The sequence below is a fragment of the Pseudomonas sp. OST1909 genome (assembly GCF_015277575.1).
Taxonomy (GTDB): domain Bacteria; phylum Pseudomonadota; class Gammaproteobacteria; order Pseudomonadales; family Pseudomonadaceae; genus Aquipseudomonas; species Aquipseudomonas synxantha_A.
Genome location: NZ_CP063780.1, coordinates 4,200,688 through 4,219,588, shown reverse-complemented (window position 1 = coordinate 4,219,588; position 18,901 = coordinate 4,200,688). Strand labels below are relative to the sequence as shown.

General features: G+C 60.6%; 14 protein-coding genes and 1 pseudogene. 7 read left to right on the top strand and 8 right to left on the bottom strand.

The genetic code is table 11. The annotated features are described in order from the left end of the window. Positions 1-39 precede the first annotated feature (39 nt). Positions 40-1,431, bottom strand: coding sequence for an alginate export family protein (locus IH404_RS18165; RefSeq protein ID WP_194438653.1), 1,392 nt, complete (start codon positions 1,429-1,431; stop codon positions 40-42). Next, positions 1,428-2,324, bottom strand: a complete 897-nt coding sequence (locus tag IH404_RS18160) for a glyoxalase (protein WP_194438651.1) — start codon at positions 2,322-2,324, stop codon at positions 1,428-1,430. Before IH404_RS18160 ends, IH404_RS18165 begins: the two co-directional genes overlap by 4 nt. 106 nt (positions 2,325-2,430) lie before the next feature. On the opposite strand from IH404_RS18160, the pseudogene IH404_RS27860 reads away from it, so the two are divergent. Both IH404_RS27860 and IH404_RS18155 read left to right on the top strand, forming a co-directional pair. Then, positions 2,431-2,555: pseudogene (locus tag IH404_RS27860) on the top strand (NAD(P)-dependent alcohol dehydrogenase); the annotation flags it as partial. Between the two features lie 95 nt (positions 2,556-2,650). After that, positions 2,651-3,541 carry a GNAT family acetyltransferase gene (locus tag IH404_RS18155; protein ID WP_005789452.1) on the top strand — a complete coding sequence of 297 codons (891 nt, stop codon included), beginning with the start codon at positions 2,651-2,653 and terminating at the stop codon, positions 3,539-3,541. 80 nt (positions 3,542-3,621) lie between these two features. Here the strand turns inward: IH404_RS18155 and IH404_RS18150 are convergent, their stop codons facing one another. The 5 genes from IH404_RS18150 to IH404_RS18130 all read right to left on the bottom strand — a co-directional run bounded on the left by IH404_RS18150 (position 3,622) and on the right by IH404_RS18130 (position 9,788). Next, the gene (locus IH404_RS18150; RefSeq protein WP_005789450.1) at positions 3,622-4,641 is read right to left on the bottom strand and encodes a branched-chain amino acid aminotransferase; all 1,020 of its coding nucleotides are present in this window, start codon (positions 4,639-4,641) and stop codon (positions 3,622-3,624) included. A 204-nt stretch (positions 4,642-4,845) separates the two neighbouring features. Beyond that, entirely contained in the window at positions 4,846-6,225 is a 1,380-nt protein-coding gene (lpdA, locus tag IH404_RS18145; protein ID WP_005789448.1) for a dihydrolipoyl dehydrogenase, read from the bottom strand. 4 nt (positions 6,226-6,229) lie between these two features. Next, positions 6,230-7,492, bottom strand: coding sequence for a dihydrolipoamide acetyltransferase family protein (locus IH404_RS18140; RefSeq protein WP_194438649.1), 1,263 nt, complete (start codon positions 7,490-7,492; stop codon positions 6,230-6,232). Next, complete coding sequence (locus IH404_RS18135; RefSeq protein WP_005789444.1) at positions 7,493-8,551, bottom strand: alpha-ketoacid dehydrogenase subunit beta; 1,059 nt, start codon at positions 8,549-8,551, stop codon at positions 7,493-7,495. A 1-nt stretch (position 8,552) separates the two neighbouring features. After that, the gene (locus tag IH404_RS18130) at positions 8,553-9,788 is read right to left on the bottom strand and encodes a 3-methyl-2-oxobutanoate dehydrogenase (2-methylpropanoyl-transferring) subunit alpha (protein ID WP_005789442.1); all 1,236 of its coding nucleotides are present in this window, start codon (positions 9,786-9,788) and stop codon (positions 8,553-8,555) included. A gap of 195 nt (positions 9,789-9,983) precedes the next feature. On the opposite strand from IH404_RS18130, the gene bkdR reads away from it, so the two are divergent. Further along, a complete protein-coding gene (gene bkdR / locus IH404_RS18125) occupies positions 9,984-10,472 on the top strand; it encodes a Bkd operon transcriptional regulator BkdR (protein ID WP_005789440.1) in 489 nt (162 codons plus the stop codon). 120 nt (positions 10,473-10,592) lie between these two features. On the opposite strand, the gene IH404_RS18120 is transcribed toward bkdR, so the two are convergent. Continuing rightward, positions 10,593-11,456: an MBL fold metallo-hydrolase gene (locus IH404_RS18120; protein WP_005789343.1), complete on the bottom strand. Its 864-nt coding sequence runs from the start codon at positions 11,454-11,456 to the stop codon at positions 10,593-10,595. A 94-nt stretch (positions 11,457-11,550) separates the two neighbouring features. Here IH404_RS18120 and IH404_RS18115 point away from each other — a divergent pair, with 94 nt between their 5' ends. The 4 genes from IH404_RS18115 to IH404_RS18100 all read left to right on the top strand — a co-directional run bounded on the left by IH404_RS18115 (position 11,551) and on the right by IH404_RS18100 (position 18,789). Next, positions 11,551-11,886 carry a metalloregulator ArsR/SmtB family transcription factor gene (locus IH404_RS18115; protein WP_005789341.1) on the top strand — a complete coding sequence of 112 codons (336 nt, stop codon included), beginning with the start codon at positions 11,551-11,553 and terminating at the stop codon, positions 11,884-11,886. Positions 11,887-11,937: 51 nt separating this feature from the next. After that, entirely contained in the window at positions 11,938-13,182 is a 1,245-nt protein-coding gene (locus tag IH404_RS18110) for an FAD/NAD(P)-binding oxidoreductase (RefSeq protein WP_005789340.1), read from the top strand. Continuing rightward, positions 13,183-13,989 (top strand): sulfite exporter TauE/SafE family protein, encoded by an 807-nt coding sequence (locus IH404_RS18105; protein ID WP_005789338.1) that lies wholly within the window; start codon positions 13,183-13,185, stop codon positions 13,987-13,989. 309 nt (positions 13,990-14,298) lie between these two features. Beyond that, positions 14,299-18,789 (top strand): SET domain-containing protein-lysine N-methyltransferase, encoded by a 4,491-nt coding sequence (locus IH404_RS18100; RefSeq protein WP_242462615.1) that lies wholly within the window; start codon positions 14,299-14,301, stop codon positions 18,787-18,789. Positions 18,790-18,901 lie beyond the last annotated feature (112 nt).

Genomic DNA, 18,901 nt, shown 5'->3' with positions numbered 1-18,901 from the left:
AACCTGAGCCCAGGCTTGTATGGGTGTGCTCGCCTGAGGTTACCAACTGAACTTGAGTTCCATGCCCAGGTAGTTGCTGTCGTGCCCACCGGCATCACGCAGGGTCTGGCCAGCCGCGTAGTGCACGGCCTCGATTGCACCGCTGAGGTTGGAGGTAAACGCGTAGTCGGTGCGCACTTGGCCATAGGCGCCGGTCCAGCGTTGACCCTGGCCAGCCGTTCCGGCGACGGCGAGGTTGGGTTGGGTATAAACCGCGTCCGCGGTGGTCTGCCGCCACAACAGGCCGACAGCGGTTTGCACGCTCAGCTTGGCGATGGGTTTGACGGTGATTGATGGCTTGACGTGGATCAGGTTGCTGTAGCCCGTATAACCGGCCAGGGAAAAGTAGTAGCCGTTGGGGAACAGTGGGTTGAAGGTGCCGACGCGGCCATCACCGCGCTTGCGGTCACCGGAGGCGACATCCACTTGCAGGCCGAGGCGCGGTGTCCAGGCCAGCGTGTCGAAGGTGTAGCCGGTACGGCTGCCGCCGGCCCAGGCGCGGATCGCCTGGCTGCCCACCGACCCCTTTTGCAGCATGGCTTCGATATCCCAGTCGAAGCCCCGGGCCGCGCCGCCCAGGCGTACGTCGAGCAACTGGCGGGTCTCGTTGCCGTCGGCATCCAGGTAATGGGCGGCACGGCGCTCGTAGACGCCGTAATAGGCCGACAACTCATTGCTGCCGCCCACCAGCCGCTCGACCCGCAGCATGTGGAAGCGCGCGTCACGATTGGATTTGTCGTCAAAGTGCCGGCCATCCTGGTATTGCACCGGTTGGCTGGCGATCCCGATAAAACGCCACTGGGGCGTTTCCCAGTCGGCCCACAGCGCGTCGAAGGACTGGCGCACATTCGGGCCATCGCGCGACGAAATAAAGCGCTGCAAATCGAAGGCAAAGTCCTGGCGACCCGCCCGAGCCTTAAAGGTGCCGGCGCTGAAGGTCTTCACGTATTCGGCAAAGGCCAGGCGCAGGTCGACGCGGTTCTGGTCGGCGCCGCCGATGGTGGTTTTGTCATAGGCCCGTACATCTTCCAACTGGGTGAACAGCCGCCAGTGTTCGTTGAGGTGCAAGTCGGCGTGCACCTGAAAACGCTGGATCAGGTAGCGATCACGCGCTACATCGCGCACGCCGAAGCCGCTGGCGTCGTTCATCTCGAAGCGTTCGCGCAACGTCGCACCCAGGGACAGGTAGGTGAACGGGTTGGCGGCGGACAGCGGGATGTACTTGAGGTTGTCCAACGGTTGCGTGCGCAATGCCGGATCCTTGAGCACAGACCAGTCTTCCTGCCAGCGATTGGCCTTGATGGCCGGGCGGGTCGGTTGATTGTCGGCATGTACGCTGCCCACCACCAGCGGCCACAGCACGGCCAGGCCCCAGCCTGTACGACGGATCATTTTGCCGCGATGAGTTGGTGAATTTCCGCGACGTAACCGCCCGGGAATTGCACCAATGCGCTGCGACGGCCTTTGCTGGCGAAGCTCGGCACCAGTACGGTAGCGCCCGAGCCCGTGGCTTTGGCCAGGGTGGCCGTCAGGTCGGCTACCTCATAGCCGGTGGTTTCATGGCCAAAGGGGTAGGGCAGTTGGCCGTTGGTCACCAGTACCGCCATACGCCCAAAGGGCGACGTGATTTCGACGCGTCGGTAAGTGCCGCCAGCCTGGCCCACCTCCACAGCAGGTGCGTGCTTGTCATCGGCGACCACTTTGCCGTGGGAGAAGCCAATGAACGCCTTGATAAAGCGATCGGCGCGATCGGCGCTGAGGTACACGCGGTTTTCCGGCACCGTCTGGAAGGCGGCGTAATCGGGGGTCTTGGTATGCCAATACAGCTGCATGTTCACGCCGCCCGGCCACTGCACCACCGCATCGCGGCCGATGGGATCGGGAAAATCGCTGACGATGACCGCAGCGCCGTTGTCCCGAGCTGCCTTCAGGGCCACGTCCATGTCCTTGACCAGATAACCATTGCGCTCCTGGCCGAAAGGATGGGGGATGGGCGTGGTGAAGCCGAACAGTGACACCGTGCCGGCCGGGGTCTGCAACAGTTGCGAAGTGGTGCTGCTCGGCACCGGCAGCACATTGACCACCACCTGGGGCGTGCTCTTGCCCCCGAACGTGGCCAGGAAACTCTGGGCAAAACCCTCTACATCAGCGGGTGCTACATACACATGGCTGGTGTCGTATTGCGGCGCCACAGCCACTACCGGCGTGGCCGCCCATGCGCTGCCCGCCATGGCCCCGGCCAGCAATGTCACGGCCAGGGTTACCGCCCTCACTTTTCTGTACATGCCTACTCTCCAGCGCTTTCAAGAAAGTCAAAAGCTTAGGGGGCGGGCGGTGACGCCGATTGTATGGGCGTGCTTGGTTGAACGGTTCAGCGTCAATGGCATTGCCCGCACCTGTTGCGGTTCGCTGATCGGCCGTATCCAGAAAGCCCGGGAGATGCTGGGTTCTGCGCCGAACAGGGGGTTGTCCGGGATGTGGAAATGATCGATATGCAGGGCATCAACGAGGCGTATAGCTTATCTTTAGCTGACCCACCGCTATCGGGATCAAGCTCCCTTCCACATGCACAGTGGGGTGTTCATTACAGTCGCGCCAGCCAGGAGGAGTCATGTCGACCGTTGTTCGTCTCGCCCAAGCAGCCGATGCCCAGGGCATCAGCCAGGTCATTCTGGCGGCCTTGCACAGCAGCAATGCACGGGATTATCCAGCAGATGTGATTGCTCGCGTCGCCACTCACTTCACGCCCGATGCGGTTCTGGAACTGCTCAACCGCCGTATTGTGCTGGTGGCTACCCAGGACCATTCAATCGTCGCCACCGCTGCCCTTGATGCCAACGTGGTGCGTTCGGTCTTCGTCAATCCCGAGCTGCAAGGGCAGGGTATCGGCCGTTTGTTGATGATCGAGATCGAACTGCGTGCCCGCGAAGCCGGGGTGACAGTGTTGAGTGTACCGTCCTCACTGACCGCCGAGCCGTTCTACAGCAAGCTGGGTTTTCACACCGTGCGCGATGTCTACCATGGCAACGAGCGCACGCTGGTCATGGAAAAGACCTTGCTGTCACGGCATCCCATCGGCCCCTACCGCGACCGGCAGCATCGCGCCCAAGTGATTGAGTTATGGCAGCAAGCGTTTGGCTATGACACCGCGCATAACCTGCCGAGCCTGGCGATTGACAAGAAGCTGGCGGTCAACGATGGGTTGTTCTTCGTGGCCACCGACAAGAAAGCCGTGATTGGTACGATTCTCGCGGGCTATGACGGCCATCGTGGCTGGTTGTACTCGGTGGCGGTGCATGAAGACTATCGTCGCCATGGTTTGGGATCGTCACTGGTGCGCCATGCCGAGCAGGCGTTGACGGCCTTGGGCTGCATGAAGATCAACCTGCAGATCACCGGCGGCAATGACGTCGTGGTGGGGTTTTATGAGGCGTTGGGGTATGGGGTGGAGCCGAGGATCAGTATGGGCAAGAAGATTGCCGGGAATATTCCTCAGTCCTGAAAATACTGGAGATCAAATGTGGGAGGGGCGGTGCGACGATTCGACTTGCCCCTCCCACAGTGTATTGCGGTGTCGCTGGCTTAGACCTTGACGATCCAACCCGCTGGCGCTTCAACGTCACCGGTCTGCACACCGGTCAGCTCTTTGTAGAGCTTCTGGGTAACCGGGCCGACTTCGGTTTCGCTGTGGAACACGTGCATCTTGCCGTTGTGCTGGATGCCGCCGATCGGCGAAATCACCGCAGCAGTACCGCAGGCGCCGGCTTCCTTGAACTGGTCCAGTTTGTCGATGAACACTTCGCCCTCGACCACGTCCAGGCCCAGGCGGGTCTGGGCCAGTTCCATCAGCGACAGGCGGGTGATGCCTGGCAGCACCGAAGGCGACTTCGGCGTGATGAACTGGTTGTCGTGGGTGATCCCGAAGAAGTTGGCCGAGCCGACTTCTTCGATTTTCGAGTGAGTCATCGGGTCCAGGTAGATCGCGTCGGCGAAGCCGGATTTCTTTGCTTCAGAGCCCGGCATCAGGCTGGCGGCGTAGTTGCCACCGACCTTGGCGGCACCGGTGCCTTGCGGCGCAGCGCGGTCGAAGGTGGAGATCTGGAAGTTATGTGGCACCAGGCCGCCTTTGAAGTAGGCCCCGACCGGGATGGCGAACACCGAGAAGATGAACTCCGGCGCAGAGCGTACGCCGATATTGTCACCGGTGCCGATCACGAACGGGCGCAGGTACAGCGCGCCGCCACTGCCATACGGCGGGATGAAACGCTCGTTGGCCTTGACCACTTGTTTGCAGGCGTCGATGAAGTCTTCGGTCGACACATGCGGCATCAACAGGCGGGCACAGCTGCGTTGCATACGTGCAGCGTTCTGGTCCGGGCGGAACAGGTTGATCGAACCGTCCTTGCAGCGATAGGCCTTCAGCCCCTCGAAGCATTGCTGGCCATAGTGCAGGGCGGTGGAGCCCTCGCTGATGTGCAGCACGTTGTCGTCGGTCAGGGTGCCTTCCTGCCATTCGCCGTTTTTCCAGACCTGGAGAAACCGCTTGTCGGTCTTGATGTAGTCAAAACCCAGCTTGTCCCAATTGATGCTTTCGTTACCCATGACACCCTCTATCTCTGGTCAAGTCGGATTTTTTACTGGATGGGAGCAACAATACTGCATTCTTGGCTTGTGTGGGAGCGGGTGGGTGGACCATTGAGCCTTTGTATTGGCTGGTCCACCGTCATCGCGGGCAAGCCCGGCTCCCACATTTGACTGCATTCCAAATGTGGGAGCTGGCTTGCCTGCGATAGCGTCACCGCGGTTTCACAGATGCAAGGCGTGGCCCAGTGCCCGCAATGCCGCTTCCTGCACCGCCTCGCCAAGGGTCGGATGGGCGTGAATAGTGCCGGCCACATCCTCAAGGCGCGAGCCCATTTCCAGGCTCAGGCCGAACGCGGTAGACAGCTCGGACACCCCAGCCCCCACGGCTTGCCAACCGACAATCAGATGATTGTCACGCCGCGCCACCACCCGCACGAAGCCGGCCTTGGACTCAAGCGTCATGGCTCGGCCATTGGCGGCGAACGGGAAGCTCGACACGATGCAGTCCAGCCCGGCAGCTTTGGCCTCGTCCGGGGTCTTGCCGACCACCACCAGTTCCGGGTCGGTAAAGCACACCGCTGGAATCGCGGCCGGGTTGAATTCGCGGGTCTTGCCGCTGATCAGTTCGGCCACCATCTCGCCCTGGGCCATGGCCCGGTGCGCCAGCATCGGTTCGCCGCTGAGGTCGCCGATGGCATACACATTGCGCATGCTGGTCTGGCAACGGCTGTCGATCTTGATCGCCGCGCCGTTCATGTCCAGGTTCAGCGCTTCGAGGTTCCAGCCTTGGGTGTTGGGTTTGCGCCCAACGGCTACCAGTACCTGGTCGGTGTCAAGCGCCAAGGTGTCGCCATTGGGCGCACGCACTTGCAGCTTGTTGTCGGCAAAGCCAGTGACGCTGTGTTCCAGGTACAGCTTCACCCCGAGTTTCTTCAGGGACTCGGCCACCGGCAAGGTCAGCTCGGCATCGTAGGCGGGCAGGATATGTTCCTGGGCCTCGACCACACTGACCTCGGCACCGAGCTTGCGATAGGCGATACCCAGTTCCAGGCCGATATAACCGCCGCCCACCACAATCAGGCGCTTGGGCACGCGGGTCGGTGCCAAGGCTTCGGTGGACGAGATGATCGGCCCGCCAATCGGCAGCATCGGCAGGTTGACACTTTTCGAGCCGGTGGCCAGCAGCAGGTGTTCGCACTGGATGCGCTGGTCGCCCACCTCGACAGTCTTGCCGTCGATAACCTTGGCCCAACCGTGAACGACCTGCACCTTGTGTTTTTTCAGCAGCGCGGCGACACCCGTGGTCAGGCGATCGACGATGCCGTCTTTCCATTCCACGCTTTTGCGGATGTCCAGGGTCGGCACATCCACTTCAATGCCCAGTTGTGAGCCCTGGCTGTGATGCACGGTCTGCTGGAACTGCTCGGCTACATGGATCAGCGCCTTGGAGGGAATGCAGCCGATGTTCAGGCAGGTGCCGCCCAGTGCCTGGCCTTCCACCAGTATGGTGGGGATGCCCAGCTGGCCGGCGCGAATCGCCGCCACATAGCCGCCAGGGCCGCCGCCGATAATCAGCAGCGTGGTGTGCAATGTCTGAGTCATGCCCTTACTCCAGGAACAGGCTGGCGGGTTGTTCGAGCAGGCCGCGAATGGCCTGGATGAATTGCGCCGCGTCCATGCCGTCGACCACGCGGTGATCGAAGGAGCTGGAGAGGTTCATCATCTTGCGCACCACGATCTGGCCCTTGATCACCATGGGCCGTTCGACGATGCGGTTGACGCCGACGATGGCCACTTCCGGCAGGTTCAGCACCGGCGTGCTGACGATGCCGCCCAGGGCGCCCAGGCTGGTCAGGGTGATGGTCGAGCCGGACAGCTCTTCACGGCTGGCCTTGCCTGTGCGTGCGGCGTTGGCCAGGCGCACGATTTCTTCGGCAGTGCCCCACAGGCTGCGGGCTTCGGCGTGACGCACCACCGGCACCATCAGGCCCACGTCGCTTTGCGTGGCGACGCCCACATGTACCGCGCCGAGGCGGGTAATGATCTGGGCTTCGTCGTCGTAGCGAGCGTTGATCTGCGGGAAGTCGCGCAGCGCCACCACCATGGCCCGTACGATAAACGGCAGCAGGGTCAGCTTGCCGCGTGTCGCACCGTGCTTTTCGTTGAGATGCACGCGCAACTCGTCGAGGGCGGTGACGTCGATTTCTTCCACGTAGCTGAAATGCGCGGCGCGCCGGGTGGCGTCCTGCATACGCTGGGCGATCTTGCGGCGCATACCGATCACCGGGATCTGGTGTTCATCATTGCGCTCGGCGTAAGGGTTGGCGGCGCTGGCGCTGGTGGCCGGCCCCTGGTGCAGGTACGCCTCCAGGTCTTCGTGCAGAATCCGGCCCGCAGGCCCTGTGCCATGGACCAGACGCAGTTGAATCCCGGCATCCAGCGCATGTTTGCGCACGGCCGGGGAGGCCAACGGGCGCTCGCTGGCTTCGCGGGCCACGGGTGCTTGCGGCGCCTTCACGGTAGGCGCGGGTTTGCTTTCTACCGGTGCGGGTGCCGGTTTGGCTTCGGCCACGGGCGCCGCCTTCACCGGTTCGGCAGCCACCGGCACCTCCTTGGTGTTGCCTGCGCCTTCGACTTCAATGCTGATCAAAATACTTCCCACCGCCATGACTTCACCCGGCTCGCCGCCCAGGGAAATCACCTTGCCGTGGACCGGCGAGGGAATATCCACCATCGCCTTGTCGGTCATCACATCCGCCAGCACTTGGTCTTCAACCACCAGGTCGCCGACCTTCACATGCCACACCGACAACTCAACTTCCGCGATGCCTTCGCCAATGTCCGGCATCTTGATAACGTGCGTGCCCATTCAGACCTCCATGACCCGTTTCAACGCCGCGCCCACTCGGGACGGCCCTGGGAAATACGCCCACTCCTGCGCGTGCGGGTAGGGCGTGTCCCAACCGGTGACACGCTCGATCGGCGCTTCCAGGTGGTGGAAGCAGTGCTCTTGCACCAGCGATACCAGTTCGGCGCCAAAGCCGCAGGTGCGCGTGGCTTCATGCACCACCACGCAACGGCCGGTCTTTTTCACCGACTTGACGATGGTTTCCAAATCCAGCGGCCACAGGCTGCGCAGATCGATGACTTCGGCGTCGATGCCGGTTTCTTCGGCGGCAACTTGCGACACATACACGGTGGTGCCATAGGTCAGCACCGTCACAGCCGAACCTGGGCGCACGATGGCGGCCACGTCCAGGGGCACGGTGTAGTAACCGTCCGGTACCTGCGCTTGCGGGTGTTTTGACCACGGCGTTACCGGGCGATCGTGGTGGCCGTCGAACGGGCCGTTATACAGGCGCTTGGGTTCCAGGAAGATCACCGGGTCATCGTTCTCGATGGAGGCGATCAGCAGGCCCTTGGCGTCGTAGGGGTTGGATGGCATCACCGTGCGCAGGCCGCAGACCTGGGTGAACACCGCTTCGATACTCTGGCTGTGGGTCTGGCCACCATAGATGCCGCCACCGCAGGGCATACGCATGGTCAAGGGCGCGGTGAACTGGCCGGCCGAGCGATAGCGCAGGCGCGCCGCTTCGGAAATGATCTGGTCGGTGGCGGGGTAGACGTAGTCGGCGAACTGGATTTCCGCCACCGGACGCAGGCCATACGCACCCATGCCCACGGCTACGCCGACGATGCCGCTTTCCGAGATCGGTGCGTCAAACACCCGCGAGCTGCCGTATTTGGTCTGCAAACCTTCGGTGCAACGGAATACGCCGCCGAAGTAGCCGACGTCCTGGCCGAACACCACCACGTTGTCGTCACGTTCGAGCATCACATCCATGGCCGAGCGCAGCGCCTGGATCATGGTCATGGTGGTGGTGGTCATGGCGGTTTCCAGTTCGATGCTGTTGTTGTGGTCGTTCATGTCACACCCCCAACTCTTGACGCTGGCGCTTCAAGTGCTCCGGCATCTCTTTATAGACGTCCTCGAACATGGTCGCGGCGCTTGGAATCTGGCCGCCGGCGAGGGTGCCGTACTGTTCGGCTTCCTTCTGCGCCTTGACCACTTCGGCTTCAAGTTCGGCACTGACCGCCGCATGTTCCTCTTCGGACCACTGGCCAATCTTGATCAGGTGCTGCTTGAGACGGGCAATCGGGTCGCCCAATGGGAAGTGGCTCCAGTCGTCGGCTGGACGGTATTTGGACGGATCATCGGAGGTGGAGTGCGGGCCGGCTCGGTAGGTGACCCACTCGATCAACGTTGGCCCCAGGTTGCGCCGTGCGCGTTCGGCAGCCCAGGCCGAGGCGGCATACACCGCGATAAAGTCATTGCCGTCCACGCGCAGTGAGGCGATGCCGCAGCCCACGCCGCGTCCGGCGAAAGTGGTGGCTTCACCGCCGGCGATGGCCTGGAAGGTGGAGATGGCCCATTGATTATTGACCACGTTGAGAATTACCGGCGCGCGGTAGACGTGGGCGAAGGTGAGGGCGGTGTGGAAGTCTGATTCAGCAGTGGCGCCGTCGCCGATCCAGGCCGAGGCGATCTTGGTATCACCCTTGATCGCCGAAGCCATGCCCCAACCCACGCCCTGCACGAATTGGGTGGCGAGGTTGCCGGAAATGGTGAAGAAACCCGCCTCTTTGACCGAGTACATGATCGGCAACTGGCGACCCTTGAGCGGGTCGCGCTCGTTGGACAGCAGTTGGCAGATCAGGTCTACCAGCGGCACGTCGCGGGCCATCAGAATGCTTTGCTGGCGATAGGTGGGGAAGCACATGTCGTCGATGTTCAAGGCCAGGGCCTGGGCGCTGCCGATGGCTTCTTCGCCAAGGCTTTGCATGTAGAACGACATTTTTTTCTGGCGCTGGGCAACCACCATGCGGTTGTCGAAGATGCGCGTCTTGAGCATGGCGCGCATGCCTTTACGCATGATCTCGGTCGAAACACCCTCGGCCCACGGCCCAAGTGCCTGGCCCTGGTCGTCGAGCACGCGGATCAGGCCCTTGGCCAGGTCGGCGGTGTCGGCGGGTTCTACGTCGATGGCGGGTTTGCGTACCAGGCCGGCGTCGGTCAGACGCAGGTAGGTGAAGTCGGTCTTGCAGCCTGGACGGCCCGAAGGTTCGGGAACGTGCAGGCGCAGCGGTGCATACGGCTGGGTCATGGCTTTCTACGCTCTATCTTGTGAATTTCTTGTAGTGGGCGCGCTAGCTGACAGTCAGTCTTCGGGTAGAAGAAATCTTGTCCTACAACAATCATAGGCGTGGCGTAGAAGAATATTTATCTGTGTTTCATTGCGCTCACCGTCATTTGCGGATAAAAAAACTGCATAAACATAATAAACAGGTGATTTTGTCTCATGCGCAAACTGGACCGTACCGATATTGGCATTCTCAACGCCCTGCAGGAGAACGCCCGCATCACCAACGCCGACCTGGCCCGCTCGGTCAACCTGTCGCCCACGCCGTGTTTCAACCGGGTCAAGGCGATGGAAGAACTGGGCCTGATTCGTGAGCAGGTCACGCTGCTGGATGCCGACCTGTTGGGGCTGCACGTCAACGTGTTCATCCATGTAAGCCTGGAAAAGCAGAATGAGTTGGCGTTGCAGCAGTTCGAAGGGGCGATCTCGGACCGGCCCGAGGTGATGGAGTGCTACCTGATGGCGGGTGATCCGGATTATTTGATCCGGGTGCTGGTGCCGACGATCCAGTCGCTGGAGCGTTTCATGATGGACTTTTTGACCAAGGTGCCGGGGGTGGCCAACATTCGCTCCAGCTTTGCCTTGAAGCAAGTGCGCTACAAGACGGCGTTGCCGTTGCCAGCCAATGGCATCAGCCTGGGCAACTGACTCAACGCGGTAAAAATGTGGAAGGGGGCTTGCCCCCGATGGCGGTGTGACAGTCAACTTATGTGTAGCTGATCCACTGCTATCGGGAGCAAGCCCCCTCCCACATTTTTTTACTGTATTTCAAAGTTGGTTGAGGGGGATCTTCAGGTAGGTCACGCCGTTTTCTTCCGCCGGCGGCATATGCCCCGCCCGCACATTCACCTGGATCGCCGGCAGCAACAAGGTCGGCATTCCCAACCCGGCATCACGCTGGGTGCGCATCTCTACAAACGCCGCTTCATCCACCCCATCATGCACATGGATATTCCCCGCCCTTTGTTCCGCCACAGTGGTCTGGCACTTGGCCTCACGGCCCTCGGGCGGGTAGTCATGGCACACATACAGCTTGGTATCCGAGGGGAACGCCAACAGCTTGCGCATCGATGCGTACAACTGCCGCGCATCGCCGCCGGGGAAATCGCAGCGGGCGGTGCCGACGTCGGGCATGAACAGCGTGTCGCCCACCAGGATCAAGCGGCCGTCGATCAAGTAGGCCATGTCGGCAGGGGTGTGTCCCGGCACATGCAGGGCTTGGGCTTTCAAACCGCCGATATGAAAAATTTCATCCGGCGCAAACAGGTGATCGAACTGCGAACCGTCGACGCGAAATTCCGGCTCCAGGTTGAACAGGTTTTTGAACACGCCCTGCACCTTGCTGATCGATTCGCCTATCGCGATCTTGCCGCCCAAGGTGCGACGCAGGTAGGGCGCGGCGGAAAGATGATCAGCATGAGCGTGGGTTTCCAGCAACCACTGCACCTGCAAGCCATGCTCGCGCACGAACGCAATCACCTTGTCAGCCTGGGCGGTATCGGTACGCCCCGACGCCGGGTCGTAGTTGAGTACCGAGTCGACAATGGCGCAGGGGCCGCCATCCGCTTCATAGACGATGTAGGTATAGGTCGACGATGCGTCATCCAGAAAGGCTTGAATCAACGCTGGCATGGCGGCTGTCCCCAATGAAGAAAAAAGTGGTTACAATCAGTTTACGTTTACACATAATGTTTTGAGCTTAAGTGACATAAAGGACCCGAAGCAAATGGAATCTACCTTGAGTGAGGGCGAAGTCGCCCAGTTGCGTGCGTCGGCGTCCAAGGCTTGTTCCTTGCTCAAGGCCCTGGCTAATGAAGACCGACTGTTGATCCTGTGCCAGTTGACCCAGGGCGAGCGCAACGTCGGCGAGCTGGAAGCCCTGACTGGCGTGCGCCAGCCCACGCTGTCACAACAGTTGGGCATCCTGCGCGATGAAGGGCTGGTCGCCACCCGGCGAGAAGGCAAATACATTTTCTACGGCCTGGCCAGCCATGAAGTGATTCAAGTGATGAAGACCCTGTCCGGGCTGTATTGCGGCGCGGTCATAAAAAGCTGGGCGTGACGCCATCCGGCAGCGACCCTTGTGTGCATTGACTCAAAAAGGCAGTAGACAATGACCGAACAACACTGGGGACCGACCATCAGTGGCGATATCGTAGTCATCGGCGGCGGCTCGGCAGGCATCGGCCTGCTGGCCAGCCTGCTCAAGCGCGAGCCGCACCTGAACATCACCCTGATCGAACCTAACGACTACCACTGCTACCAGCCGGCCTGGACCCTGGTCGGCGGTGGTGCCTACGACCTGCAAAAGACCCGCCGCCCCCTGGCCGATGTGCTGCCCAATGGCGTCAGTTGGGTACAGGCCGCCGTCAGCGAAGTGCTGCCCGACGAGCAAACCCTGGTGCTCGACAGCGGTCAGCGCGTCACCTGGCAAAACCTCATCGTCTGCCCCGGCCTGCGTCTGGCCTGGGAGAAAATCGAGGGCTTGCCAGACACCCTCGGCCAGCACGGCGTCACCTCCAACTACAGCTACGAGCACGCCGCGTACACCTGGCAACTGGTGCAGCAGCTCAAGGGCGGCAAGGCGCTGTTCACCCAGCCGGCCATGCCGATCAAATGCGCCGGAGCGCCGCAAAAAGCCATGTACCTGTCCTGTGATCACTGGCTCAAGCAGGGCGCCCTGAAAAACATCGAGGTGGAGTTCAACCTGGCCGGCGCTGCGCTGTTCGGCGTGGCGACCTTTGTGCCGCCGTTGATGAAATACGTCGAAAAATACAACGCGCGCCTGGCGTTCAATTCCAACCTGGTAAAAGTCGACGGCCCGGCGCGTAAAGCCTGGTTCGAAGTCAAGGACGCCGAAGGCAACGTGAGCGTCGAAGAGAAAACCTTCGATATGTTGCACGTCGTGCCGCCGCAGCTGGCCCCGGACTTTATCCGCGAAAGCGAGCTTGCCGACGCCGCCGGCTGGTGCGAAGTGAACCCCCACAGCCTGCAACACCTGCGCTACCCGCACGTCTTCGGCCTGGGTGATGTGTGCGGCACCACCAACGCCAAGACGGCGGCGGCGGTGCGCAAGCAAATCGTGGTGGTGGCCGAAAACCTGCTGGCCCTGCGCAAACAGGCGCCGCTGCCGCTCAAGTACGACGGCTATGGCTCCTGCCCGCTGACGGTGGAGAAGGGCAAGGTGGTACTGGCCGAGTTCGGCTACGGCGGCAAGCTGCTGCCGACCTTTCCCCTGGATCCGACTCGGGCGCGCCGTTCGATGTGGTTCCTCAAGGCCACGCTGCTGCCGTGGTTCTACTGGAACGGCATGCTCAAGGGCCGCGAGTGGCTGACCCGTCTGAGCAAGGTGGACTGAATGCTGCTGGCCAGTCTGTTGGGTGTATTGATGGGCCTGGTCATGGGCCTGACCGGCGCGGGCGGCGGCATCCTTGGGGTGCCGGCGTTGGTGCTGGGGCTGGGGTTGACGATGACCCAGGCCGCGCCGGTGTCGTTGCTCGCAGTGGGCGCGGCAGCGGCGGTGGGGGCCATCGATGGCTTGCGCCATGGCCTGGTGCGTTACCGCGCGGCGTTGTTGATCGCCTTGCTCGGCGCGCTGTTTTCGCCGTTGGGCGTGTTCGTCGCCCACCAACTGTCGGAGCCGGTGCTGATGGGGTTGTTCAGCGCCCTGATGGTGCTGGTGGCCTGGCGCATGCTGCAACGGGAAAAGCGCGAGGCGGGGCCGAGTGACCATGGCGCCGCCTCATGGGGCCAGAAGAACTGCATGCTGGATCAACAAACCGGGCGCTTCTCCTGGACCGCCAAGTGCAGCGCCACCCTGGCTGCGCTGGGAGCTGTGACGGGTGCGGTATCGGGCTTGCTGGGCGTGGGCGGCGGCTTCCTGATAGTGCCGGCGTTCAAACAACTGACCGACGTGCAGATGCGCGGGATCGTCGCCACATCGTTGATGGTGGTCAGCCTGCTATCGCTGATCGGCGTGGCCGGTGCGTTTCATGCGGGCGTGAGCATCGAGCCGGTGGGCTGGGTGTTTATCGGCGCGAGTGTCGTCGGCATGTTGGCGGGAAGGCGGTTGTGTTCGGTCATCCCCGCGCGGGTGTTGCAAGTGGGGTTCGCCAGCCTGTGTGGGGTGGTGGCGATTGGCATGTTTGTCAGCGCGTTGCTCTGACGCGGTAGCGGTGCACGGTCACGAAGTCTTGCAGTTGGTCGGGAACCTCCTCATTGGGTGCTGACACTCAGTGAACGGCCGCAAGCGCCGGACTCCTCGACTACGCATAGGCGTTTTATGACAAGCATTACCGCTGCAAGTACGCATTTTTCGCTTCCCCTGCCGACAGATGAACATCCGTCATCACCTGTGACCGACGGCGTCGACACCTCAATGACGCCCCCTCGTCTCAGCCAGGATAGGCCGTTACCCAGCAGCCCATCTCCCTTGCTGGGTAATCTGGGAGGCGCATTGTCCTGGCCGGTTCCCTTGAGCGCAGACGAACAGCGGCGCTTGCGTCTTGTCACGATGAATCACCAACACGCCCTTGGCGACCAACCGCTGGTGATGCAAACCCAGGGCGGGGTGCTGGAGTTTCTGCGGTATCGGCAGCCGCTGCCGGCAGAGGCGGGCGACGACCCGGCTAAAATACTCCAGGCACTGGTCAACTCCCCGCAAGGGCAGCGGATGGGCAAAGCGCTACAGCAAACCATGCAAGGCGTTGACAGCGAAAGCAGCGCAAGCGATTACCTGCTGGCCGCTATCGCCCTGCAGATGGACCCTGAGTCGATCACTGCGCCCGATCGCAACAGCGTTGCCGGTTTCGACCTGGGCAGTGACACACGTGGGGGGCACCACGCCTCCAAGGTCGTGGCCGGCTTGGCCGAACATTTGAGCAGTACTGGCACAACCAGCGCTGCACTGGCGAGTGTTGGTGCGTACCTGTTGCTGGCCAAGGCGGTACCGCAGTTTCTGATCAAAGACATTCCCCCGACGGTAAAGGTCGGCAGTCAGGCGTGGGCCAGCCTGACGATGGCTGCGATGACGATTGAGGCGCACACCCCGGGCAAAGTCCCCGGCATGACGTTTGCGCAGGTCATGAGCGAGGCTGAAAACGCCCGACGGGTTGACCCTGTGGCCACTCAGCATGCCCAGACTGCCGCGTTATTCGATTGGGGCGTTGCGAATGAAATCATCCCCAAAAGAAACGCTGACACCTACACCGCTGCACAACTTGAAACCGTCAGGACCGAGTTCAACCAACAGCTTGATGAGCGGATGTCTGCTTCAAAAATACTGGACAAGGCAATATCGACGCGAACAGAAATCGCACAGATCAAGTTGCAGGAGCGGTTTGGAGACTTGGGCGCGCTGTTTGAAGTCAAAGCACTCAGCACTGATGCGTCTGGCGTGAAGCACGGGCAAAACGGGATAAGCGGCACTCATTCACTCTTGGACTACGCCAAGATGGACTTGCCGAATCCGAGACCACTTAAATCGAGTGACCCCCGCATTCCCATAGAGGCGGTGAACAGTAACCTCACGTTCGGTGTCAGGGAGGCTTTCGAACAGCAGTTCACACGCGCCATTCAGGAAAAAAAGGCTGCCGTCAATACAACCGTCAGGCACATGATCTCGCAGCTCCCATCTGCGGATAGGAAGAACTTCGAGTTTGGAAAAATCAGCTTTTTCCAAGAAGGCTCATACGTCATGGATGGTCATTTCAATAATACGCAGGGTCAAAATAAACCTGGACTGTTGGTCAAAACTGAACTGCATGGCACGACAAAAGCCTACGTCATCGACTTCAATAAAGGTTCGATTGAAAGGGCGAGCGTGTACGCAGCGCAGGTTCAGGAGTCCAAGGCAGGCAAAAATGTTTCTACGACCAAAGCGTTCACGCCCCGTCATAACGCAGATGGTCTGGGTCGTGAACGCCCATTGAGTGACTCACTTGTGAATAGTTTCACCAGCGCTCGATCCCGTTCGATTGCCGACGCCTTTGTCCAACACCTTGATCTCGATGACCCTGCAATAAAAGAACAGGCACGCGGGCAGACTCCCATAGACGAGTATTACAGCCCCAAACCGTTGAACGATTTTTTGTTGAACCTGATCCCCTTCAGATCGGCCATCGTCAATATTCAGAATGGCAAATATGGCGAGGCGGCATTTGATCTCATGCTGGACATCTTCGGCTTTGTTACTGCAGGGGCCACCACGGCTGGAAAACTGCTCAAGATCGGCAGCGCTGTTCTCTCCAGCGGTGCCAAGGCGCTAAAGGCTGCCAAAGTCATTGGCGTCGCCACGATTGACCTGCTCAATCCGGTGGGTGGTTTGGGTGATTTGGCCAGGTTGGTGGGCAGCGGTGGCTTGTATGTACTGTCCAAAACCGTCAATAAACTCAGAGGTGCCACCGGCAGTTACGACGTATTGAAGGCGATCAGCAAGCAGTATGACGCAGCGGCGACAGGCGTGGTGAAGGTGGCCGAACAGATGGTGGAGGGCGCCGCCGTGCTCAAGAACGGCCATTGGTATGCTTTTGATGCCGACGCGATGCGACCTTATGGCAGCCCGCTCGAGGAGTTCGCGGTCGCAACCCAGGCTGTCGCCGGTAAGGTGGGCGCGCCGCACCTCGAAGAAGTGAGCGAACTGAGCCATGAATGGTTTGGTCACTTCAACGTGCCTGAGTCGCGTATTGCTGGCCTTTTACGTAATGGCCAGGGCGTGTATGTGGCCGCCGATGGGCACATGTCTCATATACGTCATATCGACAGCCACGGTAAGGCGGCGGTGTACGAAGTCCGCCAGGTGTCGCGCACGGAGGACGGCGTTGTGCAGGCCCGGGTTTATCACAACAACCGGCAGACCGAGTTGTTGGTCCAGCATATACAGGGTGACCAATGGCACCGCCTGGGGGCAACCGGTGGTGCAAAGCAGATCACCGCTGAACATTTGCAGGCGTGGGAAGCATTGCCGCGCCAGGAGCAAATAAGGCTTACCCCCAAGGGCTTTGCCCGCCAGCACCAACTGCCCTGGAAAACGTTTGAGTACTGTGTGAAAGCTGACGGTCGACTGAGCGAGACCGGCTTGATCGTGCGCAACCGCCCCGCCAACACGCCGTTCAACAAGGTGACCGAAGCGCATATCCAGAGTTGGCGAAGCTTGACTCGGCAGGAGCGTGGCGCCATGACCCTAGACGGGTTTGCCGTTCATCATCACCTGAATTCGCATACGCTCAAAAATTATGTGCGGGTCGATGGCAGCCTGGGGCCAGAGGGTGAAGAGCTATTGGGCAGGGCTGCCGGTACTGCCTATGAGGTGATTACCGATGAGCATCTACACCAGTGGCGCACGCTCTTGGCACAACCGAACAACGTAGTGACGTCAGCGCAGTTCATGAGCCAACACAGGCTCAGCCCAGGCAGTTGGAGTCGTTTCGTTAAAAAGGATGGTTCCTTGAAAGAGGCGGCCTTGCGACGTCTCAATCAGGCAGAGCAAAACACCGCGCTTGCCCCCACCTTCCAGACTTCGGCACGCAAACAGATCATCACGGGTGAACATCTACACGAGTGGGAGGCGTTGTCGTCCGCGCAACCGCGAAGCATTACCCGTGAGGACTTTGCCCAGCAGAGGAACCTCTCGCCGAAAACCTTTGCCTACTATGTGCAGCCTGACGGCCAGTTGAGCGATACCGGCAAGATTGTGCGCGACCGTGCGGCCAATACACCCTTCAATATGCTGACCGAAACGCATATCCGCGATTGGCAAAGCAAGACACAGCAGGCGCGTGACGCAATGACCATGAACGGGTTTGCCGGCCATCATCACCTTAATACGAGTACGTTCAAAAATTGTGTGCGGCAAGATGGTGGCCTGGGGCCGGCCGGTGAAGCGTTGCTGAACAGGGCGGCCGGTCGCACCTATACCGCGCTTACTGATGACCATCTACGCCAGTGGCGGGCGCTCTTCGCTCAATCGAACACGTCAGTCACGCCGTCGCAGTTCTTGAGCCAACATGGGCTCAACCCAAACACTTGGCATCAGTACGTCAACGCCGATGGCTCTTTGAAAGCGGCGACCGTGCAACGCCTCAATCGGGCAGAGCAAGATATCCCGCAGCTTCCCGTGCCCGAGCAACCTGATGCGAGTGCAACACGAAAACGGCCTGCGCAAGACCCTCTGGATCCGCCGCCGTCGAAGTCTTCAGACCTGAACAATCCCACCAACACGCCACAGGGGGAACAGATCCCTGGATCATCTGCGGACGTCGTCGTTGTCAAGGTTGAGACCGACGCTTCTTCTCTATTGCCGCCTCATCAGTTCGACAATACCTTGCCGATTTTGCAGGACCCGACGAACCCCAGGCTCAGCTTGACCCAATCACTTGAAGGTCCTATCGATAACATCCGTATCGCCCATTGGAATGGTGTTCTGGATGGGCTTGATAGCGTAACGAAGACGCGTGTTTCAGCCCAGATCAAGGCGTCGATCAAAGACTGGCTGCGGACCGAATGCGAGCATCAGTCCCGGTTTGATGAAGTGCTGGAAGTGGTCACGCCGCTGGACGATGGTGGGCCGGCTCGCGGCGCTTCGGTGTGGGCGCGGCGCGACATTCCCCAGTTTGAAGTGCTTGGCCCGTATGCCGGCAAATACCATGCAGACGAGGCGTCGCTGTTCCAAGAGCAACGTAAGCAAGGTTCACGGGCTGTGCTGACTTACCTGTTCGGTACACGTTCGGGCGTACGCACGGTGAGTGGGCTGCACACGGGTAACACCCTGAGCCTGATCAATACCTCGCAACTGCGCAATGGGCCGGTGTGGAAGTCGAACAATGTCGTTTCCGTAGCTGTCGGGAAAAACCTGACGTTCTATGTGGCACTCAAAGACATCAAGAAAGGTGATGAATTGCTGCTCGACTATGGGCCGTTCTATAACCCTGTGCCTGAGATAGCGATCAAGCCGGACCCCGATCGTTGAGGTGAGCCGCTCGGCGCAGGCAGTGGGCCAGCCGATGCCGCCTTTCGGCCGTTTGAAGATCAATTGTGCGTTCGCCATGGAAAGATGAGCGCTGCTCAGGTTTACTACTACC

Coding starts and splice junctions, on each gene's coding strand:
- IH404_RS18165 (WP_194438653.1), bottom strand. CDS start 1,431: ATGATCCGTCGTACAGGCTGGGGCCTGGCCGTGCTGTGGCCGCTGGTG.
- IH404_RS18160 (WP_194438651.1), bottom strand. CDS start 2,324: ATGTACAGAAAAGTGAGGGCGGTAACCCTGGCCGTGACATTGCTGGCC.
- IH404_RS18155 (WP_005789452.1), top strand. CDS start 2,651: ATGTCGACCGTTGTTCGTCTCGCCCAAGCAGCCGATGCCCAGGGCATC.
- IH404_RS18150 (WP_005789450.1), bottom strand. CDS start 4,641: ATGGGTAACGAAAGCATCAATTGGGACAAGCTGGGTTTTGACTACATC.
- lpdA (WP_005789448.1), bottom strand. CDS start 6,225: ATGACTCAGACATTGCACACCACGCTGCTGATTATCGGCGGCGGCCCT.
- IH404_RS18140 (WP_194438649.1), bottom strand. CDS start 7,492: ATGGGCACGCACGTTATCAAGATGCCGGACATTGGCGAAGGCATCGCG.
- IH404_RS18135 (WP_005789444.1), bottom strand. CDS start 8,551: ATGAACGACCACAACAACAGCATCGAACTGGAAACCGCCATGACCACC.
- IH404_RS18130 (WP_005789442.1), bottom strand. CDS start 9,788: ATGACCCAGCCGTATGCACCGCTGCGCCTGCACGTTCCCGAACCTTCG.
- bkdR (WP_005789440.1), top strand. CDS start 9,984: ATGCGCAAACTGGACCGTACCGATATTGGCATTCTCAACGCCCTGCAG.
- IH404_RS18120 (WP_005789343.1), bottom strand. CDS start 11,456: ATGCCAGCGTTGATTCAAGCCTTTCTGGATGACGCATCGTCGACCTAT.
- IH404_RS18115 (WP_005789341.1), top strand. CDS start 11,551: ATGGAATCTACCTTGAGTGAGGGCGAAGTCGCCCAGTTGCGTGCGTCG.
- IH404_RS18110 (WP_005789340.1), top strand. CDS start 11,938: ATGACCGAACAACACTGGGGACCGACCATCAGTGGCGATATCGTAGTC.
- IH404_RS18105 (WP_005789338.1), top strand. CDS start 13,183: ATGCTGCTGGCCAGTCTGTTGGGTGTATTGATGGGCCTGGTCATGGGC.